This window comes from Isoptericola aurantiacus (assembly GCF_044769875.1).
Classification (GTDB): domain Bacteria; phylum Actinomycetota; class Actinomycetes; order Actinomycetales; family Cellulomonadaceae; genus Isoptericola; species Isoptericola aurantiacus.
In genome coordinates this window covers 560,500-587,006 of sequence record NZ_JBJBAE010000002.1, presented here as the reverse complement: position 1 = coordinate 587,006, position 26,507 = coordinate 560,500, and the positions used below count along the sequence as shown (strand labels likewise).

General features: G+C 71.6%; 21 protein-coding genes and 1 tRNA gene. 12 read left to right on the top strand and 10 right to left on the bottom strand.

The window, feature by feature from the left end; translation table 11 throughout:
• Window positions 1-21: 21 nt before the first annotated feature.
• Window positions 22-1,245, top strand: a complete 1,224-nt coding sequence (locus ACIQLL_RS09710) for an acetyl-CoA C-acetyltransferase (protein WP_402466071.1) — start codon at window positions 22-24, stop codon at window positions 1,243-1,245.
• 40 nt (window positions 1,246-1,285) lie between these two features.
• Here the strand turns inward: ACIQLL_RS09710 and ACIQLL_RS09705 are convergent, their stop codons facing one another.
• From ACIQLL_RS09705 to ACIQLL_RS09690, 4 genes are all read right to left on the bottom strand, one after another.
• Window positions 1,286-1,753 (bottom strand): pyridoxamine 5'-phosphate oxidase family protein, encoded by a 468-nt coding sequence (locus tag ACIQLL_RS09705; protein ID WP_402466068.1) that lies wholly within the window; start codon window positions 1,751-1,753, stop codon window positions 1,286-1,288.
• Between the two features lie 110 nt (window positions 1,754-1,863).
• Window positions 1,864-2,328 (bottom strand): MaoC family dehydratase, encoded by a 465-nt coding sequence (locus ACIQLL_RS09700; protein WP_402466066.1) that lies wholly within the window; start codon window positions 2,326-2,328, stop codon window positions 1,864-1,866.
• The gene (gene fabG / locus ACIQLL_RS09695) at window positions 2,325-3,086 is read right to left on the bottom strand and encodes a 3-oxoacyl-ACP reductase FabG (protein WP_402466064.1); all 762 of its coding nucleotides are present in this window, start codon (window positions 3,084-3,086) and stop codon (window positions 2,325-2,327) included. Before fabG ends, ACIQLL_RS09700 begins: the two co-directional genes overlap by 4 nt.
• Entirely contained in the window at window positions 3,083-4,207 is a 1,125-nt protein-coding gene (locus ACIQLL_RS09690) for an alcohol dehydrogenase catalytic domain-containing protein (protein ID WP_402466061.1), read from the bottom strand. The genes fabG and ACIQLL_RS09690 overlap by 4 nt, the downstream gene beginning before the upstream one ends.
• A 216-nt stretch (window positions 4,208-4,423) precedes the next feature.
• Here ACIQLL_RS09690 and ACIQLL_RS09685 point away from each other — a divergent pair, with 216 nt between their 5' ends.
• The 3 genes from ACIQLL_RS09685 (at window position 4,424) to ACIQLL_RS09675 (ending at window position 10,645) form a co-directional block, all read left to right on the top strand.
• Window positions 4,424-5,266 carry a hypothetical protein gene (locus tag ACIQLL_RS09685; RefSeq protein ID WP_402466059.1) on the top strand — a complete coding sequence of 281 codons (843 nt, stop codon included), beginning with the start codon at window positions 4,424-4,426 and terminating at the stop codon, window positions 5,264-5,266.
• A complete protein-coding gene (locus tag ACIQLL_RS09680; RefSeq protein ID WP_402466056.1) occupies window positions 5,263-6,888 on the top strand; it encodes a Y-family DNA polymerase in 1,626 nt (541 codons plus the stop codon). The genes ACIQLL_RS09685 and ACIQLL_RS09680 overlap by 4 nt, the downstream gene beginning before the upstream one ends.
• Before the next feature lie 226 nt (window positions 6,889-7,114).
• Window positions 7,115-10,645 carry an error-prone DNA polymerase gene (locus ACIQLL_RS09675; protein WP_402466053.1) on the top strand — a complete coding sequence of 1,177 codons (3,531 nt, stop codon included), beginning with the start codon at window positions 7,115-7,117 and terminating at the stop codon, window positions 10,643-10,645.
• A 7-nt stretch (window positions 10,646-10,652) separates the two neighbouring features.
• Here the strand turns inward: ACIQLL_RS09675 and ACIQLL_RS09670 are convergent, their stop codons facing one another.
• Window positions 10,653-11,051 carry a hypothetical protein gene (locus ACIQLL_RS09670; RefSeq protein ID WP_402466051.1) on the bottom strand — a complete coding sequence of 133 codons (399 nt, stop codon included), beginning with the start codon at window positions 11,049-11,051 and terminating at the stop codon, window positions 10,653-10,655.
• A gap of 64 nt (window positions 11,052-11,115) precedes the next feature.
• Between ACIQLL_RS09670 and ACIQLL_RS09665 the strand changes: the two genes are divergently transcribed.
• Both ACIQLL_RS09665 and thpD read left to right on the top strand, forming a co-directional pair.
• Window positions 11,116-11,814, top strand: coding sequence for a hypothetical protein (locus tag ACIQLL_RS09665; protein WP_402466049.1), 699 nt, complete (start codon window positions 11,116-11,118; stop codon window positions 11,812-11,814).
• 162 nt (window positions 11,815-11,976) lie between these two features.
• A complete protein-coding gene (thpD, locus tag ACIQLL_RS09660) occupies window positions 11,977-12,876 on the top strand; it encodes an ectoine hydroxylase (protein ID WP_402466046.1) in 900 nt (299 codons plus the stop codon).
• Window positions 12,877-12,987: 111 nt separating this feature from the next.
• Here thpD and ACIQLL_RS09655 read toward each other — a convergent pair whose 3' ends face one another.
• Complete coding sequence (locus ACIQLL_RS09655; RefSeq protein ID WP_402466299.1) at window positions 12,988-13,815, bottom strand: serine protein kinase RIO; 828 nt, start codon at window positions 13,813-13,815, stop codon at window positions 12,988-12,990.
• 266 nt (window positions 13,816-14,081) lie between these two features.
• Here ACIQLL_RS09655 and ACIQLL_RS09650 point away from each other — a divergent pair, with 266 nt between their 5' ends.
• Window positions 14,082-14,909, top strand: a complete 828-nt coding sequence (locus ACIQLL_RS09650) for an MBL fold metallo-hydrolase (protein WP_402466044.1) — start codon at window positions 14,082-14,084, stop codon at window positions 14,907-14,909.
• Here ACIQLL_RS09650 and ACIQLL_RS09645 read toward each other — a convergent pair whose 3' ends face one another.
• The 4 genes from ACIQLL_RS09645 to ACIQLL_RS09630 form a co-directional block, all read right to left on the bottom strand.
• The gene (locus ACIQLL_RS09645; RefSeq protein WP_402466041.1) at window positions 14,910-15,746 is read right to left on the bottom strand and encodes a metal-dependent hydrolase; all 837 of its coding nucleotides are present in this window, start codon (window positions 15,744-15,746) and stop codon (window positions 14,910-14,912) included.
• A gap of 63 nt (window positions 15,747-15,809) precedes the next feature.
• Complete coding sequence (locus ACIQLL_RS09640) at window positions 15,810-16,277, bottom strand: pyrophosphohydrolase domain-containing protein (protein WP_402466038.1); 468 nt, start codon at window positions 16,275-16,277, stop codon at window positions 15,810-15,812.
• A gap of 9 nt (window positions 16,278-16,286) precedes the next feature.
• Window positions 16,287-17,336: a glucose 1-dehydrogenase gene (locus tag ACIQLL_RS09635; RefSeq protein WP_402466035.1), complete on the bottom strand. Its 1,050-nt coding sequence runs from the start codon at window positions 17,334-17,336 to the stop codon at window positions 16,287-16,289.
• A 10-nt stretch (window positions 17,337-17,346) separates the two neighbouring features.
• Window positions 17,347-19,182 carry a glycoside hydrolase family 15 protein gene (locus ACIQLL_RS09630; RefSeq protein ID WP_402466032.1) on the bottom strand — a complete coding sequence of 612 codons (1,836 nt, stop codon included), beginning with the start codon at window positions 19,180-19,182 and terminating at the stop codon, window positions 17,347-17,349.
• Between the two features lie 136 nt (window positions 19,183-19,318).
• Here ACIQLL_RS09630 and ACIQLL_RS09625 point away from each other — a divergent pair.
• From ACIQLL_RS09625 to ACIQLL_RS09605, 5 genes are all read left to right on the top strand, one after another.
• Window positions 19,319-19,403: transfer RNA gene (locus ACIQLL_RS09625), tRNA-Leu, on the top strand.
• 421 nt (window positions 19,404-19,824) lie between these two features.
• Window positions 19,825-20,577 carry a hypothetical protein gene (locus ACIQLL_RS09620; protein WP_402466029.1) on the top strand — a complete coding sequence of 251 codons (753 nt, stop codon included), beginning with the start codon at window positions 19,825-19,827 and terminating at the stop codon, window positions 20,575-20,577.
• A 267-nt stretch (window positions 20,578-20,844) separates the two neighbouring features.
• The gene (locus ACIQLL_RS09615) at window positions 20,845-22,467 is read left to right on the top strand and encodes an ATP-dependent nuclease (RefSeq protein WP_402466026.1); all 1,623 of its coding nucleotides are present in this window, start codon (window positions 20,845-20,847) and stop codon (window positions 22,465-22,467) included.
• A 630-nt stretch (window positions 22,468-23,097) separates the two neighbouring features.
• Entirely contained in the window at window positions 23,098-24,318 is a 1,221-nt protein-coding gene (locus ACIQLL_RS09610; RefSeq protein ID WP_402466023.1) for a hypothetical protein, read from the top strand.
• Window positions 24,319-24,331: 13 nt separating this feature from the next.
• Window positions 24,332-26,332, top strand: coding sequence for an ATP-binding protein (locus ACIQLL_RS09605; protein ID WP_402466020.1), 2,001 nt, complete (start codon window positions 24,332-24,334; stop codon window positions 26,330-26,332).
• Window positions 26,333-26,507 lie beyond the last annotated feature (175 nt).

The window sequence follows — 26,507 nt, the reverse complement described above, 5'->3', positions numbered from 1 at the left end:
ACCAGTCAAGGAGGACTTGTCATGACCGAGGCCTACATCGTGGCCACCGCCCGTTCGCCGATCGGACGGGCCCACAAGGGGTCGCTGCGCGAGCTGCGCGCTGACGACCTCGCCGTGCAGATGGTCCGCGCGGCACTCGACAAGGTGCCCTCGCTCGACCCGGCGCGCATCGACGACCTCATCCTCGGATGCGGTCTGCCGGGCGGGGAGCAGGGCATGAACATGGGGCGGATCGTCGCCGTCCTGCTCGGGCTGGACGGCGTACCGGGCACCACCGTGACCCGGTACTGCTCGTCCAGCGTGCAGTCGACCCGGATGGCCTTCCACGCCATCAAGGCGGGCGAGGGCGACGTGTTCGTCTCCGCCGGCGCTGAGTCCGTCAGCCGCATGGTCAAGGGGTCAGCCGACTACATCGAGGGCCAGGACCTGGAGAACCCGCGATTCGCGGCAGCGGCCGAGCGGACCGCCAAGCGCACCGTGGGCGGCGCGCCCGTCTGGTCGGACCCGCGCGCGGACGGCGAGCTGCCGGACGCCTACATCGCCATGGGGCAGACGGCGGAGAACCTCGCCTCCGTGCACGGCATCAGCCGCGCCGAGCAGGACGAGTTCGCCGCCCGGTCCCAGCAGCGGGCCGAGAAGGCCATCGCCGACGGGTTCTGGTCGCGCGAGATCACCCCGGTGACCCTGCCCGACGGCACCGTCGTGTCCGCCGACGACGGCCCGCGTGCCGGCACGACCGTCGAGAAGCTCGCCGGTCTGGACCCCGTGTTCCGCCCGGACGGCACGGTCACCGCCGGGAACGCCTGCCCGCTGAACGACGGCGCCGCGGCACTGGTGATCGTGTCGGGCCGTGTGGTCGAGGAGCTCGGTCTGCAGCCGATCGCCCGGATCGTGTCCACCGGCGTCACGGGGCTCTCCCCGGAGATCATGGGCCTCGGTCCGGTCGGGGCCAGCCGGCGGGCGCTCGATCGCGCCGGTCTGACGATCGACGACATGGACCTGGTGGAGATCAACGAGGCGTTCGCCGCACAGGTGATCCCGTCGGCCCGCGAGCTCGGCATCGACGAGGAGAAGCTCAACGTGCACGGCGGTGCCATCGCCGTCGGGCACCCGTTCGGCATGACCGGGGCCCGGATCACGACGACGTTGCTCAACGGCCTGGAGACGACCGGCGGTCGCTACGGGCTCGAGACGATGTGCGTGGGCGGGGGTCAGGGGATGGCGATGGTGCTCGAGCGTCTCTGAGGCCGGGCGCGGCGACGCGACGGCGAGTGGGTCAGACGACCTACTCGCCGTCGTGCATGAGGGTCCGCCCGGGGATCTCGTCCACCTCGCGCCAGGCCTGGATGCGCCGCGGCCGCAGGACGAGGTACACGTAGCCGTCCGGGTCGTCGCGCGGATCCCAGTCCGCCTGCGCGGCGTACGCCTCGGCAAGGTCCGTCGGTGCGTCCGCCACGGGGACGGTGCGTTCCAGGACAGCGTCCACGAGCACGACGTCCCGCGTGTGGCCCAGCGCGAGCCGCGTCGTCGACGTCGTGGCGATGCTGCGTGCGGTGCGGGTCGACCCGGGCAATGCGAGCACGACCCGCTCGTGGTGCCAGACCAGCGACAAGGGGATCAGGTACGGCTGCGCCGCGCCGCTGTCGTCGGTCGACGCCGACGCCACCCAGGCGTCGCGGGCGGGAGAGCGCAGCATCGCCAGGGTGTCGACGCGGCGCTGTTCACGGGAACGGGGCGTCGTCGCATCGGGCACGCCGTCACGGTATCTGTGGGGCGCCTGAACCGTCGAGTCGGCACTGTGGCCCCGGATCGGCAGGACGACCTGCCGATCCGGGGCCACAGTGCCGACCCGAGGTTGTCCGGCTACGGTGCCGGGACGTACAGCGCCAGGGTCTGGGCGACCAGCGCCGGCTTCTGCGCACCCTCCAGCTCGACGGTGACGGTCGAGGCGAGCCGGACGCCCTGCCCCGTCGGCTCGGCGCCGGTGATCTCGACGACCGCGCGCACCCGGCCCCCGGCGGGCACGGGGGTGAGGAAGCGGACCTTGTCGAGGCCGTAGTTCACGGCCATGGCGGTCTGCCCGACCTCGAGCAGCTCACCGGTGAGCTTCGGCAGCAGCGACAGCGTGAGGTAGCCGTGCGCGATCGTGCCGCCGAACGGGCCGTGGGCGGCCCGCTCGGCGTCCAGGTGGATCCACTGGTGGTCCTCGGTCGCGTCGGCGAACGCGCTGATGCGCGGCTGCTCGACGGCGAACCAGTCGCCGGTGGCCTGCTGCCCGACGGCGTCGGCGAGCGCGGCGGGGGTCTCGATCCGGATGACGTCGCTCATGCGCGGGGCCCGCCGGCCACGTAGAGCACCTGGCCGCTGGTGAACGACGCCTCCTCGGAGCAGAAGAACGACGCCGCGGCGGCGATGTCCTCCGGCTGCCCGACGCGCCCCACCGGCACCTCCTTGGCCATCCCGGCCAGGAAGTCCTCCAGCGGCACGCCGACCCGCTCGGCGGTCTCGGCGATCATGTCGGTGGCGATGACCCCGGGGGCGATCGCGTTGGCGGTCACGCCGAACTTGCCGAGCTCGATCGCGAGGGTCTTGGTGAAGCCCTGCATGCCGGCCTTGGCGGCGGAGTAGTTGGCCTGCCCGCGGTTGCCGAGCGCCGAGGTGCTCGACAGGTTGACGATGCGGCCCCAGCCGGCGTCGATCATGTGCTTCTGCACCGCCCGGGTCACCAGGAACGCGCCCCGCAGGTGGACGCCCAGCACGGCGTCCCAGTCGTCGGCCGACATCTTGAACAGCAGGTTGTCGCGCAGGATGCCGGCGTTGTTGACCAGGATGGTCGGCGCGCCGAGCTCCGCGGTGACCCGCTCGACGGCGGCGGCGACGGCGGCCTCGTCGGCGACGTCGACGCCGACGCCGATCGCCCGGTGGCCGTCGGCGGAGATCTTGGCGGCGGTCTCGGCCGCGACGTCCTCGAGCAGGTCGAGCACGGCCACGGCGTTGCCGTCGGCGGCCAGGCGTGCGGCGACGGCGGCACCGATGCCGCGTGCCCCGCCGGTGACGACGGCGACGTGTTCGGTGGTGCTGGTCATGCGGGAGTCCTCTCGTCGAAGGTGATCAGCTGGCGCAGCTCCTCGCCGGCGGCGAGGCGGTCCAGCGCGCGGGGCAGCTCGTCGAGCCCGATGCGGGCCGAGACGAGCCGTTCCAGCGGCAGTCGTCCTGCTCGCCAGAGTTCCACGTAGCGGGGGATGTCGCGGCTCGGGACGGCCGAGCCCAGGTAGGAGCCGACGACGGTGCGGGCCTCGGCGGTCAGGCTCAGCGGGGCGATGCTCGCCCGGGCGTCCGGTCCGGGCAGACCGACGGTCACGGTGGTGCCGCCGGGGGCGGTCAGGGCGTAGGCGGTCTCGAAGGCGCGGGCGTTCCCGGCGGCCTCGACGACGACGGGGGCGCGGACCTCGGCGTCGAGGGCCTCGGCCGGGGTGAGTGCGCGGGCGCCGAGGTCGCGGGCGAGCTCGAGCTTGCCCGGCACGGTGTCGACGCCGATCACGTCGTGGCCCAGCGCGCCCGCGACCAGCAGGGCGGCCATGCCGACGCCGCCGAGGCCGACGACGGCCACGGCGTCCCCCGGGGCCGGCCGGCCGGCGTTGAGCACGGCCCCACCGCCGGTGAGCACCGCGCAGCCGAGCAGCGCCGCGACGTCGGCGGGGACGTCGTCGGGCACGGGGACCACGGAGGTGGCAGAGACGACGGCGTGCGTGGCGAAGGCGCTGACGCCGAGGTGGTGGTGCACGGCGGTGCCGTCGCGGTGCAGCCGGCGCACGCCGCCGACGAGCTCTCCGGCGTTGTTGGCCGCGGACCCCACCGAGCAGGGCAGGCGGCCGTCGGTGGCGCAGGCGGCGCACGTCCCGCAGCGCGGCAGGAAGGTCATGACGACGCGCGTGCCGGGGGAGACGCCGGCATCGGGGGTCACTCCCTCGCCGACGGCCTCGACGATGCCGGCGGCCTCGTGGCCGAGCAGCATGGGGGTGGGGCGCACGCGGTTGCCGTCGACGACGGACAGGTCGGAGTGGCACAGTCCGGCGGCCTCGATGCGGACGGCGATCTCGCCGGGGCCGGGCGGGTCGAGGTCGAGCGGGCCGACCGTGAGCGGTCGCGACTCGACCCAGGGTGCGGGTGCCCCGCAGCGTTCCAGCACGGCGCCGATGATCTGCACGGCAACGACCTCCTCGTCGTCGGGTTCCGATGGGCTTCGCAGCATACCGACCGCGCGGTATGCAGAAAAGCCGGACGCCGTCGCAGCCTGTGCCGGCCGCTGAGCAGCGCAGTTGACACCGGTCGGCCGGAGGCGTGTACTGGACGTGTTCGAACAGATGTTCGAAGACGGGTCGAGCGTCCCGACCGACAGCTCCACCGCCGGGAGGGAGGCAGCATGACCATCCTCTCCGAGGAGAGTCCACCGACCCGGCACGCCGACCACGCCGACCGGCACGCACGGGCGCTCGCCGCCCTGCGGACCGCCGAGCAGGATGTGGTCCGGCCCGCCACGAGCGCGTCCGTCACCGGCCCGCCCGCAGTGCCCGTGCCCGGCCGGTCGGTGCGGCCCTCCTCGTCCCGCACGGTGAGCACGCCGACGGTCGGGCGCGCCGTCCACCCGGCCCTCGCCCCGCTCCTGCCCGGCGGGGTGCTGCCGGCCGGCGGCGTGCTCACCGTGCAGGGCTCGACCAGCCTGCTGCTCGGGCTCCTCGCCGCCCCCTCGCGCGACGGCGCCTGGACCGCGCTGGTCGGGGCACCCGCCGTCGGCCTGCTCGCCGCCGCCGACGCCGGCATCGCCCTCGGGCGCACCGCCGTCGTCCCCTCCCCGGGCCCGGACGCACCCGCCGTGCTCGCCGCGCTGCTCGACGGCATGGACCTGGTCGTCGTCGGCCCGCAGGCCGCCCTGACCGCCACGGACCGCCGCCGCCTCGCCGCCCGTACCCGCCGGCGCGACGCCGTCCTGGTGGCGACCACGTACTGGCCCGGGGCGCACGTCGCCCTCGACGCCCGCGGCGGGAGCTGGGCCGGCACCGACTCCGGCGCCGGATGGCTGCGCCGACGCACCCTGCGCGTGCTGCGCACCGGCCGCGGGGCGGTGGCCCGTCCGGTGGAGATCGACGTCGAGGTGCCGCTCGGCGCGCAGGAGCCGAGCACGCCGCCGGCCGACGGCGCACCCGCGGACCGGGACGCCACCACCTCGTCCGGCAGCACGACCGCCCCCCGCCTGAGGGTCGCATGAGCGCCGCGACCCGCACCGCGGTGCTCTGGGTCCCCGACTGGCCGGTCGTGGCAGGGCTGGTGGCCGCCGGGCTGGACGCGCACGTGCCGGCCGCCGTCCTCGGGGCGCCCTCGGGCGGCGGCACCCGGGCCGGGCGCAGCGTCGTGGCGACCTCCGCCGTCGCCCGTACCGCCGGGGTGCGCCGCGGCATGCGACGGCGGCAGGCGCAGGAGGCCTGCCCCGAGCTGGTGCTGCTGGACGTCGACGACGAGCGGGACGCCCGCACCTTCGAACCCGTGGCCACCGCGGCCGAGACCGTGGTGGCCGGGCTCGAGATCGCCCGCCCCGGCCTCCTGCTGCTCCCCGCCGGTGGCGCGGCCCGTTACCACGGCTCCGAGCGGGCGCTGGCCGAGGCGCTGGTGAGCGCCGTGGCCGCGGCGGGGCACGAGTGCCAGGTCGGCCTCGGCGACGGGCTGCTGGCCGCGGTGCTGGCCGCCCGGGACGACGCCGTCGTCCCCCCCGGCGGCTCGGCGCCCGCGCTCGCCGGACGCCCGGTGGGCGAGCTCGTGCACGCCGTGTGCGACCCGGGCGTGGTGGCCGCCGTGCGGGACGCGGTCGGGCTGTGGCGGCGACTCGGGCTGCACACCCTGGGCGACCTGGCGGCGCTGCCCCCTGCGAGCGTCGCCGCCCGCTTCGGGGACCTGGGCACCTGGGCGCACCGGCTCGCCCGCGGCGAGGACGACCGTCCGCCCGCCCGGCGGCGTACCGAGGCGGACCTGGCCGTGGCCACCGAGCTCGACCCGCCCGCGCTGCGGGTCGACGTCGCCGCCTTCGCCGCCCGGCGGCTCGCCGAGGAGCTGCACGCCCTGCTCGCCGCGCGGGGGCTGGCCTGCGGCCGGCTGCGCATCACCGCCCGGACCGAGCAGGGTGAGCTGGAGCGCCTCTGGCGCACCGACACCGCCACCGGCGGGCTGTCCGCCGCCCGCATCACCGACCGGGTGCGCTGGCAGCTCGAGGGCTGGCTCACCGACGCCGCGCTGCGCCGCACCGGCACCGACGGCTCGCCCGAGGTCGCACCCCTGACCCACCTGGCGCTCGCCGCCGAGGACGTCGCCCCCGCCGGCACGCACCAGCCCGCCCTGTGGGGACCCGACGCCGGCGGGGACACCCGCGCCCGCCAGGTGCTGGACCGGGTGCAGGGGCTGCTCGGACCGGACGCCGTGCTCACGGTCCGGCGAGCGGGCGGCCGGGACCCGCGCAGCCGGGTGCAGCTCGTGCCCTACGGCGAGGAGGTCGCCGTCGCGCGGGACCCCGGCCTGCCGTGGCCCGGTGCGCTGCCCAGCCCCGCACCGGCCACCCTGCTGCCCGAGCCCGCCGCCGCCCGGCTGCTCGACGCCACCGGTCGCGACGTCGTCGTCGACGCCCGGCTCGCGTCGAGCGGCGACCCGGCGACGGTGCGGTGGGACCAGGGCGAGGACCGCGCGGTCGTCGGCTGGGCGGGCCCCTGGCCCCTGGCCGAACGCTGGTGGACGCCGGACGGCGGCACGCGCCGCGTCCACCTGCAGGTGGTGCTCGACGACGGCCGGGGGCTCCTGCTGGCCCAGACCGCCGGGGCGTGGTCCGTGGAGGCGGTCTATGACTGAGACGGAGGTGCAGCGGAGCGTGGGGGCCGAGGAACGAGGCGCGCGCGTGGAGCGGAGCCGCAGGCTCGGGCATGGGCAGCGGGGGGCTGAGACGGAGGTGCAGCGGAGCGTGGGGGCCGAGGAACGAGGCGCGCGCGTGGAGCGGAGCCGCAGGCTCGGGCATGGGCAGCGGGGGGCTGAGACGGAGGTGCAGCGGAGCGTGGGGGCCGAGGAACGAGGCGCGCGCGTGGAGCGGAGCCGCAGGCTCGGGCATGGATCGGTCCCGACCGGGGCTAGGTATGCCGAGCTGCACGCCCACTCGGCGTTCAGCTTCCTCGACGGCGCCTCGCACCCCGAGGAGCTCGCCGCCGAGGCCGCCCGTCTCGGGCTGGAGGCGCTCGCGCTCACCGACCACGACGGGCTCTACGGCGTCGTGCGCTTCGCCGAGGCCGCCCGCGCGGTGGGTCTGCCCACCGTCTTCGGGGCCGAGCTGCACCTGCCGGTGCCCGAGCCCGGTGGCGCACCGGTGCTCGACGAACCCACCGGCGTCCCCGACCCCCGGGCCACCCACCTGCTCGTCCTGGCCCGGGGCCCGGACGGCTACCGGAACCTGTCGCGGGCGATCGCGACGGCGCACCTGGCCACCGGCGTCAAGGGCAAGGCCCGCTACGACCTGGACCGGCTCGGCGACGAGGCCGACGGCCAGTGGCTCGTGCTCACCGGCTGCCGCAAGGGGGCCGTGCGGCGCGCCGTCGACGGCGCGGTCGCCGGTGCGGGCGGCCCCGACCCGCTGCGTGCCGCCCGCCGTGAGCTGGACCGGTTGACCGCCGTCTTCGGCCACGACAACGTGGCGGTGGAGATCACGGCCACGGGCGACCCCCGCGACGCCGAGCGGCACGACGCGCTGGCCGTGCTGGCCACCGAGGCCGGTCTGCCGCTGGTCGCCACCACGGGTGCCCACTACGCACGGCCGCGCGACGCCGATCTGGCCGGGGCGCTCGCCGCCGTGCGGGCCCGGTCCTCCCTCGACCAGCACGACGGCTGGCTGCCCGGCGCGCCGACGGCGCACCTGCGTTCGGCGGCGGAGATGCTGCGTCTGCACCGCCGCCACCCGCAGGCGGTGACGACCGCCGCCGCGCTGGCTGCGGAGTGCGCCTTCGACCTGCACCTGGTGGCCCCCGAGCTGCCGCCCTACCCGGTCCCGGACGGGCACGACGAGGCGAGCTGGCTGCGCGAGCTGGTCCGGCGGGGGGCCACGCAGCGGTACGGGTCGAGGGACGCCGAACGGGTCCCGGGCGCCTGGGCGCAGATCGACCACGAGCTGGGCGTCATCACCGACCTCAACTTCCCCGGGTACTTCCTGGTCGTCTACGACCTGGTGGAGTTCTGCCGCCGCGAGGGCATCCTGTGCCAGGGGCGGGGGAGCGCCGCGAACTCGGCGGTCTGCTACGCGCTGGGGATCACCGCCGTCGACGCCGTGCACCACGGGTTGTTGTTCGAGCGGTTCCTGGCACCGGAGCGGGACGGGCCGCCGGACATCGACGTCGACATCGAGTCGGTGCGGCGCGAGGAGGTCATCCAGCACGTCTACGCCCGGTTCGGCCGCACGCACGCCGCGCAGGTCGCCAACGTCATCTCCTACCGGCCCCGCTCGGCGGTGCGCGACGCCGCCCGGGCGCTCGGGTACGACGTCGGGCAGGCCGACGCGTGGTCCAAGTCCATCGAGCGGTGGGGGTCGTTGCGCGGCCCCGACCCGGCCAGCCCGGCCGCGGACGCGAAGGCCCGTGACGCCCGGGCGTCCGGCGGCGCGCCGGTCACGCGACGGACGGAGAAGAAGGCCCGTGTCGCCGCCCAGTGGGGGCACGGCGTGGCGCCGGGACGGGACGCGCCGACGGGCGTCGTCGTGGACCCGCTCGCCGCCGACGGCGGGGTGCGTCGCGCCGACGACGCGCATGACGTCGTGCCCGCGCAGCCCCCGCCGTCGGCGGAGCAGGAGGGCGAGATCCCGCCACCGGTGCTGGACCTGGCCGAGCGTTTCCTGCGGCTCCCGCGGCACCTGGGCATCCACTCGGGCGGGATGGTCATGTGCGACCGGCCCGTCATCGAGGTGTGCCCGGTGGAGTGGGCCCGGATGGAGGGTCGCACGGTGCTGCAGTGGGACAAGGAGGACTGTGCGGACGCCGGGCTGGTGAAGTTCGACCTGCTGGGTCTGGGGATGCTCACGGCGATCCGGTACGCCTTCGAGTCCGTGCAGGAGCACACCGGTACCGCGCTCGAGCTGCACACCCTGCCGCCGGAGGACCCGCGCGTCTACGACCTGCTGTGCGCCGCCGACACCGTGGGGGTGTTCCAGGTCGAGTCCCGTGCCCAGATGGCGACGCTGCCACGCCTGCAGCCCCGCTGCTTCTACGACGTCGTCGTCGAGGTGGCGCTCATCCGCCCCGGCCCCATCCAGGGCAACTCCGTGCACCCGTACATCGAGCGGTCCCGGGGGCGGGAGCCGGTGACCTACCTGCACCCGCTGCTGGAACCGTCCCTGAAGCGCACCCTGGGGGTGCCGCTGTTCCAGGAGCAGCTCATGCAGATGGCGATCGACGTCGCGGGCTTCAGCCCGGCCGAGTCGGACCGGCTGCGCCGGGCGATGGGCTCCAAGCGGTCGGTGGAGCGCATGGAGGCGTTGCGGGGCAGGCTGTTCGCGGGGATGACCGAGCGAGGTGTGCCGCTCGACGTGGCCGAGCAGGTCTACGACAAGCTCAAGGCGTTCGCCGACTTCGGTTTCCCCGAGTCCCACGCCTACTCGTTCGCGTTCCTGGTGTACGCGAGCTCGTGGCTCAAGGTGCACCATCCGGAGGCCTTCTACGCGGGCCTGCTGGCGGCGCAGCCCATGGGGTTCTACTCCCCGCAGTCGTTGGCCGCGGACGCGCGCCGGCACGGGGTGACGGTGCTGCGCCCCGACGTCAACGCCTCCCGCGCCCGGGCGTGCGTCGAGCAGGTCGAGCCCGCTCCGTCCCGCGCCGACCGCGCCGACCACGCCCCCTCGACGGCCGAGCGCATGGTCGACGCCGATCCGCGTCTCGCCGTCCGGCTCGGGCTGTCGTCGGTGCGCGGCCTCGGGGACGACGTGGCGGAACGGATGGTCGACGAGCGCGCCGCCCACGGGCCGTACCGCGACGTGCACGACCTGGTGCGTCGCGTCGAGCTGTCCACCGCCCGGCTGGAGGCGCTGGCCACGGCCGGGGCGTTGGCACCGCTCGGGGTGACGCGCCGCGAGGGTCTGTGGGCCGCCGGCGCGCTGGGCCAGGAGGGTCCGGACACCCTCGACGGCGTGAGCGTGGGGGTGGCTGCCCCGCCGCTGCCGGGCATGAGCCCGCTCGAGGTCGACGTCGCCGACGCCTGGGCCACCGGCATCACCCCGGGCTCGACCTCCCCGCTGGAGCACGTGCGCGACGGGCTGGACCGGCAGGGAGTCCTCACGGTGGCTGCGGTGACGACGACCGAGCCGGGACGCCGCGTCGCCGTCGGGGGTGTGGTCACCCACCGGCAGCGTCCCGGCACGGCAGGGGGCGTCACGTTCCTGTCGTTGGAGGACGAGACCGGGCTGCTCAACGTGATCTGCACGCCCGGGTTGTGGCGCCGGTTCCGGACGGCGGCCCGGGGAGCGCCCGCCCTGGTGGTGCGCGGTCAGGTGGAACGGGCCGACGGCGCGGTCAACCTGCTCGCCGAGCACCTCGCCGTGCTGCCCCTGCCGGTGGCGACCCGGTCACGCGACTTCCGGTAGCGGCGCGTCACACGAGCGGCACGACGACGCACACGTCGAACGTGCCGCGGTGCCGACGCAGCAGGTACCGCACGTGCCGGCTGGACCGTTCGGCGGCGAGCTCGTCGCGCAGGCTCCAGCGCACCTCGACCCACAGCAGCGCCCATCCGAGCTCGCTGCTGTGCGTCACCTCGGGCACCAGGGCCACCGCGCCGGCGTGCCCGGGCGCCCCGGCGTGCCGACGGAGCACGTCGTGCACCTGGTCCGGGTTCGTCAGCGGGACCGACTCCTCGGCGAGCACCATCAGGGCGTGCGGGTCGAACCGGTCGGCGAGCACCTCGAGGTCACCGGAGCCCAGCGCCAGCCCGTGCTCCACGAAGAACGCGCGCAGCGCCTCGGTGTCGTAGCCGCCCAGACCTGTCCCCATCCGTTCACGGTAGGACGCTCTTCAGGTGCACACGACCCGGGCAGGGTCTGGCACGATGCGCTCCATGCGACGGTGGCGATGGTGCGTGGTGCTCGCGGTGGCGATGGCGGCGGCAGGGTGCGCCGAGGGGGCCGGGCCGGCGGGAGCCGACGGGACCGCGACGCCCGACCCGCAGGCCGACGAACCGGCCGGAGCCGAGCTGCTGGCCGAGCGGGCCGCGTACCACGGGATCCGCCCCGAACTCGTGCTGACGGTGGACGGCTACCGGCCGGCCCCCGGCGGTGGAGGAGGCTACGGTGCCGACGGGTACGCGGCCGTGCTGGTCGAGGAGCTGGCGGAGGGCGAGAGCCCGGACGAGGACACCGACGTCGTCCTCCTCGCGGCGGCGCCGGGGACGATCGACCTGTCGACGTGTCCGGAGATCCCGGCCCTGACGACGAGCGGCACCGAGGTGGACGGCGCGGTCGAGTGCGCGGTGGACGGTGACATGTTCGCTCGCACGGCCGGGACGTGGCGCGGGTACGCCGTGCAGCACGGCGGGGCGGTGGTCGAGCTGGCCGGCGAAGACGTCGACGCCGACACGCTGCGGGCCGCGCTGACCTCGCTGCGCGTGCCGACCGTCGGTGAGCTCGACCTGATCCTGCCCCCGTCACCGACCGTGTCGGGCCGGCCGACGACGGCACCGAGTCCCGGGCCCGTCGAACGGGGCGACCTGCCGCCCGGGGACGGCGCACCGGACAACAGCGTCGGCGTCGGGGGGTAGATCGGTCCGGATGTCCCCGGCGTGCCCGACTTGCAACCGGGCACCGATCCACGTTCCGATGTGGGACGTGTGCGTGCTCGGGTCCTGACCGACGGGCGACGAGCACGCCGCGAGCATGAGACGCCGCGATCCCGGGAACGTCCCCGGGAGAAGGGATGACCCATGACCGCCACGACGGAGACCACCACCGACCTCTACCCGAGCCGGCTCGCCGAGCCGGGCGAGGTCGTCGAGCGAGAGCACCCCACGGTCTGGGGGACGGCCGACGACGGCCCGTTCGACGCCGCCGCGCTGGAGGCGCACGCCGAGCGCGGCTTCAGCATCCTGCCGGACTTCATCACCCCCGGTGAGGTCACGCAGTACACGGCCGAGCTGAACCGGCTCGCCGCCGACGAGTCCCTGCGGGGCGACCACCGGGTCGTCACCGAGAAGGCGTCGGGCGAGGTGCGTTCGATCTTCGAGGTGACCAGGCTCAGCGAGCAGATCGAGGCGCTGAGCCGCGACCCCCGGCTGCTGGACCGCGCCCGCCAGCTCCTCGGCTCCGACGTCTACCTGCACCAGACCCGGGTCAACTACATGCCGGGCTACAAGGGGGCCGGGTTCTACTGGCACTCGGACTTCGAGACGTGGCACGCGGAGGACGGGATGCCGCTCCCGCGTGCCGTGAGCTGCTCGATCGCGCTGACGCCGAACTACCCCTACAACGGGGGTCTGATGGTCATGCCGGGCTCGCACCGCAGCTACGTGCCGTGCGTCGGCGAGACCCCGGAGAACTACCACCAGGACTCGCTCAAGGAGCAACGGATCGGCGTGCCCACCGAGGACGCGATCACCGACCTCGCCTGGAAGTACGGCGTGGACCAGTTCACCGGTCCTGCCGGGTCGGCCCTGTGGTTCGACGCGAACATCATGCACGGGTCCGGCAACAACATCACGCCGTTCCCGCGCTCCAACATCTTCCTGGTGTTCAACAGCGTCGAGAACGCGCTGACCGAGCCGTACGCGGCTCCGGCCCCGCGTCCCGAGCACATCGGCAGCCGCGACTTCACGCCGCTGCGGTAGTCCGGGAGCGGGGCTGGGCCGGGCACGCGCTGCCCGGCCCAGGTCGGCCGCCGGTCCACCACGAGGTACGACGCCGGCACGTCCTTCAGGGCGTGCCGGCGTCGTCGCGTCTCACCAGGCCTGGGCGAACACGTCGGCGAACAGCTCGTCGGCGTCGACCTCCAGGCCTCGCGCGGCGAACCAGGCGCACAGGTTCCGGCAGTCGCGGTGCAGCAGCTGAGCACCGGCGGGGTTGGCCACGAGGTCCACGACCTGCGGCAGGTCGATGATCACCAGCCGGGCACCGTCGGCGAGGACGTTGTACGGCGACAGGTCGCCGTGCGCCCAGCCGAGGCGCGCGAGCACGCCCATCGCCGTCCGGAGCTGGTCGAACCAGTCCGCGAGCAGGTCCGGTCCGGGCCGGCACCCCGCCAGGCGGGGCGCGGCCACGGGGGTGCCGTCGTCGTCCGGCGTGCCGACGAACTCCAGGAGCAGCTCGGTGCCGTCGATCTGCACGGGGTACGGCACCGGCGCCCCGGCGTCCCACAGGGTCGCGAGCGCCGAGAACTCGGCGTCGGCCCACTGGGTCGCCCGCACGCCGCGGCCCCAGGCGGAACGGCGGTCCTCCGCCGCGCGCTGGTCCCGGCTCCGTCGCGACCGGCGGCCGTCGGTGTAGGTGCCGTCGCGGTGGAACTGACGGTGCTCGGGGTCGCGGTACCGCTTGGCGGCGAGCAGCACGCGCTGCCCGGGGTCGTCGGGGACGGCGCGCTCGAGCAGGTGGACGTCGGCCTCCTTGCCGGTCTTCAGGACGCCGAGCTCGGTGTCGAGGGCGGCGGCCGCGGTGACGACCCAGGCGGGCCGTGGGTCGGGGCCGCGCTGACCCTTGGCGACGGACGGCCAGGTGGACCAGCGCTGGTCGGGGCCGGGCTCGACGGCGCCGTGCCCGGTGGTCAGGGTCAGGAGGGTGCGGGGGTGGTCGGACGAAGGATCGGGGGAGTGCAGGTGCACGGTGGGCTCCTCAAGGGGCGAGGAGGCCCGGTCGGCGCTCCTCAGGTGCGGGGGCTGGTGGCCCGTCCCGTGGTTCCCGGGCGGGCGCTCGTGACGTCGTCGTGCATCGGTGGGCCCTCCGTCCATGTCCGTCACGACGCGCACCTGCTGCGCGTCGTCGGTCCCGAGCCTCGCAGCCCGGGTGCCCGTGGTCCAGGGTTTTTCCGTACGGTGACCCGATGAGCCTGGTGCGGGTCGCCGACGGCGTGCTGGTGGGTACCAGCCGTCGGCTGCGCACGACGACGACGCTCGCCCTGGGGCCGCGGCGTGCGGGGCGGCGCGCCGGGCTCCTGGTGGACCCGGCCTGGGAGCCGGACGAGCTGGAGTCGCTGGCTGCTGCGTGCGACGAGCGGGGGATCGGCGTCGCCGCGGGGTTCTCGACCCACGCCCACCACGACCATCTCCTATGGCACCCGGCCCTCGGCCGTGACGTCCCGCGATGGGCGACGTCGGCAGCGGCCCGCACCGCACGCGACGCGCGCGCCGTGCTCCTCGCCGAGGCCGCGCAGGACTCGTCGCGCTACGGGGGTGCGGAGCACCCGCCGGAGGTGCTCGAGCTGCTCGGGGCGGTGCGCCCGCTGGCGGCGGGTGCGACCCGGATCCCCGACCCGGACGGGGCGCTGCCGGAGCTCGAGCTCGTCGAGCACGACGGGCACGCCCCGGGGCACGCCGCGGTGTGGTTGCCCCGCAGCGGGGTCCTGCTCGCCGGGGACATGCTCAGCGACGCCGAGCTGCCGCTGCCGCACGACGAGGTCACCGGCGCGTGCGACGTCGACTCCTACCGTGCCGGGCTGGACCGGCTGGCGCCGGTCGTCGCGCGGGCGGACGTCGTCGTGCCCGGGCACGGGACGCCGTCGTCGTGGCCGTCCGCACGCCTGGAGGCCGACCGGCGCTACCTGGACGACGTGACGGCGGGCCGGGCCGTGCACGACCCGCGGCTCGGGCTGCCAGGGGCAGCGGGACCCCATGCCCGGCTCGTGGCAGCGGTGCGCCGGCGCGAGGCGTGATCAGCCGAGCAGGTTCTCGGCGGCCGCGGTGGCCAGCTCGGTCGCCGAGTCCCACGCGCCGGCCGTGTCGAACCCCATCTGGTGCAGCATCGCCCAGGCGACGCCGACGACGGCGTAGATGCTCACCGGGGTCATGATCACCCACTCGCGCCAGGAGCCGGCGTCGCCCAGCAACGGCAGCGACAGGTTGCCGCGTGGGCTCCACATGTCGTCGAACGGCAGCCACCGGTGCCGCCGGACCCAGCGGGGCGAGCGTGGCCGCACCGGCCACAGCAGGGGCACGCCGCGGGTCGTGAGGAAGTCGCCGACGATGTGCACGGCGCAGCCCAGCCCGACGCAGAACGGCATCCAGTACCACTCCTCGGGGGCGAACACGGCGACGAACGCCCCGAGGGACACCGACAGACCCCACGTCCACCAGCGTCGCCGGCCGGTGAGGCGCAGCGCGCGGACGGCGAACGCGATGAGCAGCACCGCCATGATCCCCGGTCCGACGAGGACCTCGCCGAACTGCTCGGTGTGGAACGACACCTTGCCCAGGAGCCAGGCGATCACCGTGAAGACCGCGATGCCGAGCAGGGAGTGCGTGGCGTTGCGGTGGCCGCCGGAGAGCTTCGCCACGAGCTTGGTCACGCCCTCGGACACCGGGGGCAAGGAGTGGGAGATGGTGCCGTTGTGATGGTCGGCGTCGGGCAGCAGCGCAGCACCGGCGCAGACCAGTGCGCCCGTCATGATCCCGACGTCGGAGACGGGGTACCAGCCGAACGCGATCGGGGTCGATGCGGTGACCGCCACCCAGGCGGCCGCCCCGGAGGCAGCGTGGTGCCCACCCATCATGCTGCTGGTGCTCCTTCGTCCGGTCTGCTCCCGATGACCGTTTGGTCCGGGACCGGAGGAACGCTACACGTCGCCGCCCACGGGCCGGCACCGGGCCAGGACGCCGGCCACGTCCGGCGGGGTCCACCCCGCAGGCTTGAGCACCTTGCCGTCCGCGCGCCGCAGCGGGCGGCCGTCCGGCCCGACCTTGGCCATGTTCGAGGCGTGGATCTCGGCGAAGACCTGCTCGCCCGGGATGCCGCACTCGAGCTCCAGGCCGTGGAGTACGTAGCGCAGGTCGCCGGTGGCATCGGCGGTCTGCACGAGGTCGGCGTTTGCGGTCGACCCCTCGATCACGGCATCCACCGCCTGCTCGACCACCACGCGGGCGTCGGGCCCGAGGATCGCCCCGGTCAGCTCCGCGAACTCCTCGGCCACGAGCCGGTACCGCATCCGCAGGCGGTCGGCCGGCAGTCCCAGGTCGGGTGCGTCGCCGACGGGGACGTCGAAGGCCTCGTGGAACTCGCGGACCATCTCGCGTTCGGTCTCCATGACCGGACGTTAACCGATGTCGATGACGACCTTGACGTCGTCGGGCCGCGCGTCGAACGCCTCGGTGGCGCGCTCCAGCGGGACGCGGCGCGTGACGAGACGGCCGAGCCAGTCCAGGTCGGCACGGGCCAGGACGTCGGCCCCGGTGCGGTAGTGGCTCATGTTGGCGTTCACCGAGCCCACGATCACGTCGTTCTCGAGCACGACCGACCGGTTGGCCGCGCCGGCGTCCACGGGGATGTGGCGTCCGGACGAGGACACTCCGGTGAGCACGGTGATGCCGTAGGGCCTGGTCGAGGTGAAGGTGTCCACCACCACCGACGGGGCGCCGGTGCACTCGATGATGATGCCCGGGTGGACGGCGTCGGCCACCGTGGGCAGATCGTCGCGGTGGTAGGTCGCCCCGACGTCGCGCACCAGGTCCGGCTTGGGCCCGGCGTCGACGCGGTCGAGCACGTGGACGTCGAGACCGCGCTGGACACCGATCAGCGCGGCCAGGAGCCCGATCGGACCGGCCCCCGTGACCACGACCGTCTGCGGGTCGAACCATGCGCGTGCGCCGATCCTGTCGACCTGGTCCCACGCCTTGGCCACCACGGTCGTGGGCTCGAGCAGCACGCCGACGTCGCTCAGCGCCGGATCGAGCCGCACGACCCGGTCGGGCTCGATCGTCCACTGCTGGGAGGCGAACCCGTCCACCTCCTTGATGCCGTGCTCGGTGAACCGTCCGTTGCGGCACATGTCCCACTCGCCGTGCGCGCAGGCGCCGCACGGCACCGGGTCGGGGCGGCGCACGACGCCGACCACCAGGTCGCCGGGGGACAGGTCGGACCCGGCCGGCGCCTCGCGGACGCGGCCGAGGGACTCGTGGCCGATGATCAGCCGCTCGTGGCCGGGCGGGGCGGCGCCGTACTCCCCGGCCGCGATCTCCTTGTCGGTGCCGCACACGCCCACGGACACGGCGTCCACGAGCAGCTCGCCGGGTGCGGTCGTGCGGTCGTGGACATCGGTCACGGCGAGGCTTCCGGAACGGCCGGGCACCACGGTCAGTGCTCTCATCAGAGCTCCTTCACAGGGCGGAGTTCGGCATCCCGGGCAGGCCGGTGCCATCGGCCGGACCCGCGGACAGGATGCGGGCGGAGTTGACCAGACCCACGTGGCTGAACGCCTGGGGCACGTTGCCGAGCTGGCGGCCCGCCGCGACGTCGTACTCCTCGGCCAGCAGGCCCAGGTCGTTGCGCAGCCCCAGCAGCCGCTCGAACAGATCCCTGGCCTCGTCGTGGCGTCCGATGCCGTGCAGTGCGTCGACGAGCCAGAAGCTGCAGACCAGGAACGTGCCCTCCGTGCCCGGCAGTCCGTCCACGCCGCCGTCGTGCTCGGTGCGGTAGCGCAGGAGCAGGCCGTCGTGGCTGAGCTCTCGCTGCACGGCCTCGACCGTGCCGACCACGCGGTGGTCGGACCAGGGCAGGAACCCCACCCGAGGGATCAGCAGCAGGGCGGCGTCCAGTCCCTCGGAACCGTAGAACTGGGTGAACGTGTTGCGCTCGGCGTCGTAGCCGCGCGTGAGGACGTCGGTACGGATCGTCTCGCGCAGCGAGCGCCAGCGATCCACGGGCCCCTCCAGCCCGGTGGACTCGACCGCGCGGATCATGGCCGAGACGCCGGCCCAGGCCATCACGCGGGAGTGCACGAACGCTCGCCGCGGCCCGCGGACCTCCCACAGCCCGTTGTCGACGTCGTCCCAGTGCCCCTCGAGGAAGTCCAGCAGGGACCGCTGCAGCTGCCAGGTGTCGACGTCCTCGTCGACGCCGTTGGTGCGCGCCAGGTGCAGGGCCACGAGGGTCTCGCCCCAGACGTCGAGCTGGAGCTGGTCCGCCGCCCCGTTGCCGATGCGCACGGGCGCGCTGCCCTCGTACCCCGGCAGCCAGCCGAGCGTGGTCTCGGGGAGCCGACGGCGGCCGTTCAGTGCGTACATGATCTTCAGGTCGGCGGGATCGCCCGCCACGGTCCGCAGGAGCCACTCGCGCCAGGCCTTCGCCTCCCCGGTGTGGCCGGTGCTCAGCAGGGCGAGCAGGGTGAAGGAGGCGTCCCGCAGCCAGCAGAACCGGTAGTCCCAGTTGCGCACCCCGCCGACCAGCTCGGGCAGGGAGGTCGTGGCCGCCGCGGCGATCGCACCGGTCGGTGCGTACGTGAGGGACTTGAGCGTGATCAGGGAGCGGCGCACGGCCTCGGGCCACTCGCCGTCGTACCGGGTCTGCCCCACCCAGTCGCTCCAGAAGTCGAGGGTGTCGGCGAGGGCGTCGCGGGCGTCCACGGGTGCGGGTTCGGGTCGGTGCGAGGGGTGATGGGTCAGGACGAACGCCACCTCGTCCCCCGCGGAGAGCTCGAACCGGGACGTGATCGTGCCGTCGGACACCTCCTGCGGCACCGGCGTGGACAGGATCAGGGCGTCCGGGCCGGCGATGGCCCGCACGCATCCGGGTCGTCGCGGGCCCAGGACGGAGGCGGAGCGAGACATCCAGGGCACGACGTTGCCGTAGTCGAGGCGGGGCCTCAGAACACTCTTCATCGGGACGCGCCCGCGCAGGCACTCGACGACGCGCACGACGTCGGGGACGTCACCGCGAGGTGGCATGAGGTCGGTCACACGGACATGCCCGTCCGGAGTCTCCCACTCGGTCTCGAGCACGAGCGTCTCTCCCCGGTACCGGCGCCGTGTGCAGCGTCCGCCCGAGGCCGGCGCCAGCCGCCACGATCCGTTGCGCTCGTCGCCCAGGAGGGCGGCGAAGCAGGCAGGGGAGTCGACGTCGGGCAGGCACAGCCAGTCGATCGACCCGTCGCTGCCGACGAGGGCGACCGTCTGCAGGTCGCCGATGATGCCGTAGTCCTCGATGCGCTGGGTCATCGCCCCTCACGCTAGGACAGCGGCGTGACCTGCGCCACGGCGCAGCGGTTTGCAGGTCAGGGGCCCGCTCGTGCTATGTTTTTCACCGCACCGCACAGGGGAGCAGGCTTCGGCCTGCACCGTGGACGGTCCACCTGTCCGGGTGGCGGAATGGCAGACGCGCTAGCTTGAGGTGCTAGTGCCCTTTATCGGGCGTGGGGGTTCAAGTCCCCCTCCGGACACTCGTTGAGACAGCGACGACGAAGACCTCCTGGGTCCACAACCAGGGGGTCTTCTGTCGTATCCGGGTGCTTCTTGGGCTCGGGATGTTCCCGAGAGTGTTCCCACGGCTGTGCCTCCGCGTTCCCAAGGGTGTTCCCAGGTGTCTCGGTGGGCGGCGTTCACCCAGGTGAGAGACATGTTCGGAGGGGGACTGGCGCCCCGGCGCAGATGTCGCGGCCGACGCCCGCACCCGTCACGCGACTTCGGTCAGCACCAGGTCGACGGCGAGCACACGACGGCGCTGTGCGCTCGCCGCGGACGGACGTCGTCTGTAGAGGTCGGTACGCCGCAACATGGTCCGCACGGCGACTCCCACGTCGGTCCCGAGGAGCGTCCCAGGTCATTCGCCAGCCGCTGGGGACTTGCGGCACGATGTGCGACGTGCCCATCACCAGCAGGTTCTTCCACACCGAGCCATGGCAGCTCGACGACGACACAGTTGAAGTTCTCGCCGGCCGATTGCGCGTCGAGTTCGACCTGCAGATGAGCGGCTGGGCCGACGTTGTCCGCGCCGTGGTCCGTCTGGTGGATGACCACATCAGCCGAGAGGCCCTGCTCGACGCCCGGGACATCGCGCGTTCGCTCGGCGACGACGACACCGCAGATTGGCTGCGGACCCTGGTCGAAGACCCGGAGTTGATCGACCTGCGGTTCGAGGAACAGGCAGAGAAGCGCGCCCACCTCGCCAGTCTCGGAGCCTTCGTCCGCCGCAGGGACACGTTCCGCGGTGGCGTCGATGCAGGACCGGGACCATGGCACGAGGCAGGCTGTCCATTCGTAGCACGCGCGGTAGACGTGTACCGGTGGGAGGGGACAGATGATCGCCCCGAGGTAGGGAGCACATGTCCCACGTGCAGGCCTCGTAGGGAGCTGCACCCATCTGGGCTGCCACCGGCGGAGGCCGACCGTGTGCGTGACGCGATCCGCGATGAGATCGCTGGCCTTGGATCCTTCGTGCGTCGCCAAGGCGAGGACGGATACCCACCGATACCCCCGGGGAAGTGGCACAAGGCCGGGTGCCGAACCACACGGACTGCAGCGGATCCCCGCTCATGGGAGGGATCCGACGACCTCCCGGCGGGCGAGGACACCTGCAAGACCTGTCTCAAGCGTCCCTCCACCTCAATGCCGTGAGTCGCGATGCCGAAGCTCCAAGGATTCCTTGACCCGGGACAGGACAGATGGGGGTCGGCGGGCCTGGCAAGGGGACTCCGGCTCGCCGAGGACTCGTGGGGGCTGGCCTACAGACGGACGCTCCGCCACCATCAACCCATGACCGTGAACCCAAAGGGGCCCGAGGGCGAATCGCTGACGACACTCCGTTGGATGGACGTATTTCCTGGGCACAGTGGGGCAGATCGTGCGGACCCCTACTTCTCCCTTCCGCCGAGTAGGCCTGGAGTGCAGTTCTTCGTCGGTCGCAACGGAAGCGGAAAGTCTCGGACGGCCCGGGTGGTTGCTGATCGCACCGGCGGGCGATACCTGTCCACGGATCGCCTGACCGGAATCATGGCCTTCTCTTCTGGCGACGGGGGCAACTACGGCGGCAAGTACCGCGGCGTTCCTTTGGGGGAGGACAGTCTCGAGCAGGCTCATCAGATGTCGCGTACCTACGGCGGCGGCGAAGCGCTGTTCAGCATGCACGCGCTCCATGATCGGCCTGACGTGGCGCTTCGCGTGACAGCCTTCTTGCGGAGGGCATTGGGACGCACGATCGATCTGCGTGAGACCGCTGGGTACTTGGATCCGTACGTACGGATGAACGATCTGGAGTACTCGCTGTTCCGCGATGAGGGTCACGGACTGCGGGAGCTAGTCCTGCTCCTCGTCGAGACGTATCAGAGCGACTGGCCGATCTTGATCGTCGACGAGCCAGAGCTCCACCTACACCCTTCGATGGCTCGCCTGTGGCTCACCGAGCTGTCACGAGAGTGCGCAAGAACTGCTCGGCAGGCCGTGGTCGTAACTCACGAACCAACGTTGCTACGCCCCAAGTCCTACGACGATCTTGATGCTGTCTGGCTGTTCCGACCGGGTGAACGCCCGAGGCGGTTCAGCGACGCCGTCCGCGCCAAAGACCAGAAAAGGGTGACCTCGTCGCTCGCACAGAACCCGTCTCTGGTAAGTCTGCTCGCGTTCTCCCCACGCCCGGTGCTGGTGGAGGGCCCAACCGATGTCGCTGCTCTCACCGCTGCGCTGCAGAGGGTCTGCCCACCCGAGGTCGTCGCGCAGACCGACTTAGTTGAGTGCGGAGGAGTGGGGAAGGTGGCGGCGTGGCATGGCATCACGCGCAGGCTCGGACTCGACGACGTGCGAGCCATCGCCGACCTCGATGCCATGTTCTCGCCGGATTCCCAAACCGAGATGGATGAAAACCCAGCCGTCCAGCAGGCCTACGTCGATGCGTTCCTTGCGCGCGACCCGCGTACCAGCACCATGGTGCGTCCACTCGTGGATGGTGCCAACATGGCCAACTTCAGCCAGGACCCCAAGGGCCGGGCAATGTGGCTCGCGACCGCAGCCGAGGGAGTGGACGTAACGTTGGGCGCACGACTGCGCGGTATCTGGCGCGACGCCGGCGTCTGGCTGCACCAGGAGGGAACCCTCGAAGACGTCCTGGACCTCAACCAGAAGGACGCCGATCAAGCCCGCGTGGCAGCTGCAACAGAGGGCAGCCGGCTCGATGAGGCAGCCATCTGGTGTGCGTACGACCTGGATCCGAGCGGCGACCTTGAGCTCCTGCTCACTACTGCCGTTGAGCGCATCGCCCATGGCATTCAAGCGGCCCAAGGGGAGACGCCGAGCGCGGTATTCACGACCCCGGTCGGCAGCAAGCAGTCGGCAGCAGCACTCGTCGATGTGACGCCGCTCGACGAACCGGGCCGATACCGGATCACCGTCAAGACGCCGACCGAGTTCGTGGGCTACTACCTAGACTTCGACCGCAAGACCCCAGCTGCAGACATGACTCTGAAGATGCCACTCAAGACGACCGAGGAATCGGGACCGAGCAGCTACCTATGACATTGCGTCCAATATTCGGGATCTCGGTCAACTTGCTCAAGCGCCGCTTGTTCCGGGCGCCACAGGCTTGAAAAGGCCAGGATGTGGGCGGCGGTCGCGCGGTTGGCCGTCTCATGGGGACTGCTGCAGGGTTCCTTGGTCGGGCGGGACGTCGGCCACTCAAGGGGTGCCACCGCGGCTGCATGCTTAAGTCGTGCTCGTTGGCGTGGGCGGGGACTTGCCCTGCCAGACGCCGTGATCCTGACACCAAAGGACACCCGGAACGGCGGCGGGTGACGATCGGGGCGTGCACACGATCGTGCCATGGGCACTCCTCACAGGTCGGGCTCGCACGCAACGGCCCTACTTCTACGTCTGACGCGCGACACCTCCCGGCCGCGCGCAAGGTGAGTCCCCGAACCATCGGCTGCCCCGGTAGGGTCATCTGTGCGGGGAAGCAGGTGTTGTGTCGCCTTCCTCGGCTCTTCTCTGTCACATCCCAGGAGGACACAGGCATGACCACGCAGACGACCGCGCTCGCGACGGCGGGGGTGTGGCTCTGATGGCGCGCGCAGCCAAGATGGCTGCGTTGGCCAAAACGTTGGATGAGCAAGCAGGGCTCTACGCCTCAGTGGACGGGGAAGCGTCCGCATGACCCTCGTCGCCAAGGAACTGACGGTAGAGCGCCTGCGTGATCTGGTGCAGGATGCCCATCTCTCATTCCTGTTCGGGGCTGGCGCTTCGGCTCCCATGTTCCGCTTGCTGGGCGACATCGAGAACCTGCTAACGAGCCTGGACTCCTCCGACGCCGCGGAAGACGCGAAGGCCTTCGCCCGAGGTTCCATCTACTCGGGCTTCTTCCGTAGCGTGGTGCTAAAGAACAATGACCTGCTCGACCGGAGCGGGACTGAGGCGCCCCAACTCTTGGAGCGGTACGAGGCGTTCCTCCAGACGATCAACCGGCTGCTTCTGGAGCGCCGCAGTTCGCTGCTGAACAAGCAGGTCAACCTCTTCACGACGAATGTCGACCTGGCGACGGAGATCGCCGCGGAGAGCCTCCAGGTCCACCTCAACGATGGTTTCGGAGGACGGCTGCGGCCGCGCTTCAGCACGTCCAACTTTGGCTCGGTCGTCTCGCGGCGCAGCCTCCAGTACGACAACCTGTCCGAGGTTCCGGCCTTCAACCTGCTCAAGCTCCATGGCTCTGTCGGATGGTCAGCTACTGGGGAGAAGGCGAGTCGCCCCGAGATCGGTCTCGACACCCATCTGCGACAGGTTGCCGCGGTCGCCGAAGAGCTGGACAAGGTCGACGCGCTCTTGACCGAGGTTGCCGCCGAGACGACCTTGGAGACCTTGCTCGAAGGCCCGGTTTCTTCGGATGCTGCGGCCTTGCTGTCGCCGTTCCTCGACGCGTACAGCGAGCTGGCCATCGTCAATCCGACGAAGGCGAAGTTTCAGCAGACCGTGCTGAACCAGAACTACTACGACGTGCTTCGGCTCTTCTCCAACGAGCTGGAGAAGGAGAATAGCGCCCTCTTCGTAATCGGCTTCTCATGCCGAGACGAGCACATCCGGGAGCTTATTATCCGCGCCGCCCGCACCAACCCGACGCTCCAGATCGTCATCTTCGCCTACAGCCCGCACGCGGCCACGGAGATCGAGCAAGCCTTCGACGGCTATCCGATCACCAACAGCAACATCTGGCTGATAGCGCCGCCCGCGGATGCGGAGGGCGAAGAGCCTCTGCGCTACGACCTGGCCACCGTCACATCCGAGTTCTTCGCGAAGGTCGCGCCATCTTCGTCGGCTCCCAGGCAGTCGGTAGAAGTGAAGTTCTCACTGCAAGAGCCGCTGGTCGACCTCGATGATTGACCACGAGCTGCTTATGCGCGATGCCGTCTTTCGCGTCGGCGAGGTTGTCGGCATCCAGGGCCGGACGGTTCGCATCCGCGTTGACAAGGCCAAGAACGGTGCGCACCTGATCTACCAAGGCCGGCTGCTGCGCAACGTTGGAGTCGGTGGCTTCCTCAAGATCAGCAAGGGATTCGCCGAGTTGGTCGGCAAGGTAGATGGTGAAGAGGTTGCTGAGGCGCGCGGTGACGATAGCTACCGCAGTTCCCGAGACCGAGTCGAACGAATCCTGACTGTAAGTCTCATTGGCTTCATGTCGGGCGGCCAGTTTCGCCGCGGAGTACGCGAGCTGCCGCTCGTTGGCAACGAGTGCTTCTTGCTCGACGAGCACGAGTTCGATCGCATCCATAGCTTCGTCGACCCTAAGGACCGCGCGCTCACGATCGGCCGCCTTGCGATGGAGAAGGGACAGGACGTTCGGGTTGGCGTCAACAGCCTCTTCGCCAGCCACATCGGCATTTTCGGCAACACCGGCAGTGGCAAGTCCTACACATTGACCAAGCTCTACCACGAACTCTTCGCGGCCTACGGCGAGTCCGAAGCGTTCAATAAGCGGGCGCGAGTACTCGTCATCGACTTCAACGGCGAGTACATCAACCGGGTTGGTGCCGCTTCCGGAGAGCAGAGCAGTTCGGTACTCACCGACAACGACCTAAAGGTCGAGTTCGTGCTTTCGACTCGGACCGACGCAGGCGACCGCCTTCCTCTGAGCAAGGAGGCGATGGAGGACCCGGTCATCTGGACGGTGCTTCTTGACGCAACGGAGAAGACCCAAGCGCCGTTCGTGCAGCGCACGCTCCAGAGCGACTACTGGGAGTCTCGGTTGGAGACGGGCAACGATCTCGCCGACGCAGTCGCCGGCATCGCCTACGCCGCTATTCGCAGCTCCGACCCAGCGCTTGACAAGGGCCTGGTCGTTAAGTTTCTCGAGGAGGTCGAAGGCTGCATGGGCGGGGAGTCACCTTACGCCCTGGGCGACTACATTCGCGACATCCAATCAAACCTCGGCTACCACGGGCAGAGCAAGTGCTTCTACTACTGCCAAGCCGACGGCACCAAGATCTACGCCAACGACCCGTCGTGCGACCGCAATTTCAAAGAGCTCACCTACACTCGCATCGGTAGGCTTGGCATCGATCCGAGCGCCCTGCAGAGTGTTGACCGCATCCGGTTCAAACTCGTGCTGCAGTACTACTCCGACATCTTCAACGGCTACGCGAACCGCGAACACCTGGGCCCGCTTATCAAGCGGCTGGAGTCGCGCATGCCGCGAGTGAAGCGCCTGATCGAAGTCTCGGACAGCGCACTGTTGGACAACCCGCTTACCGTGATTTCATTGCGCGACGTCAATGTCGAGATGCGTAAGGTCATTCCGCTTCTAATCTGCCGTCAGCTTTACGACGAGAAGAAGCGCGATAGCGATCCTTCGCGTTATCTCAACATCGTCGTCGACGAGGCGCACAACATTCTGTCGAACGTGTCGTCCCGCGAGAGCGAGGCCTGGAAGGACTACCGGCTGGAGACGTTCGAGGAAATCATCAAAGAGGGTCGGAAGTTCGGCGTCTTCTTGACCATCGCGAGCCAGCGGCCGCACGACATTTCCGAGACGATCATTTCCCAGCTCCACAACTACTTCCTGCATCGCCTGGTCAACAACCTCGACATTATGGCTATCGAGCGAGCTGTCGCATACCTGGACCGCGTGTCGTTTGAGTCCCTGCCGATCCTTCCTACAGGCTCGTGCGTCCTCTCTGGGCTGTCGACCCAGGTGCCGGTCGTCGTCGACATCGAGAAACTGCCTGCCGTGTACGAGCCGAACAACAAGACGATGACCTTGGCAGACGGCTGGATCCCTGGCACCGACCCACAGGACAGTGGCTCGGGCGCGGCGGCGGACGACCCGACTGACCCCTCCGACGCCTGGGAGGATCTTGCCGGCAGCGACGCGCGGACCGGCGAGGAGCCTCCGTTCTGATGAGCAACGAGCGCGTGGCTTTCACTCTGGCCGGCAGGGTCTGCTGACTGACAGCTGACGTCGTACGACGCCGGCCGCACCAGCACTGGGCCTTGACCCCGGATCGGGGTCTGTGCAGTTTTCGGGCTCAGCGCAGATGAAGATGTAGCCGCGCCGGTTGGCTGAACTGGCCGGG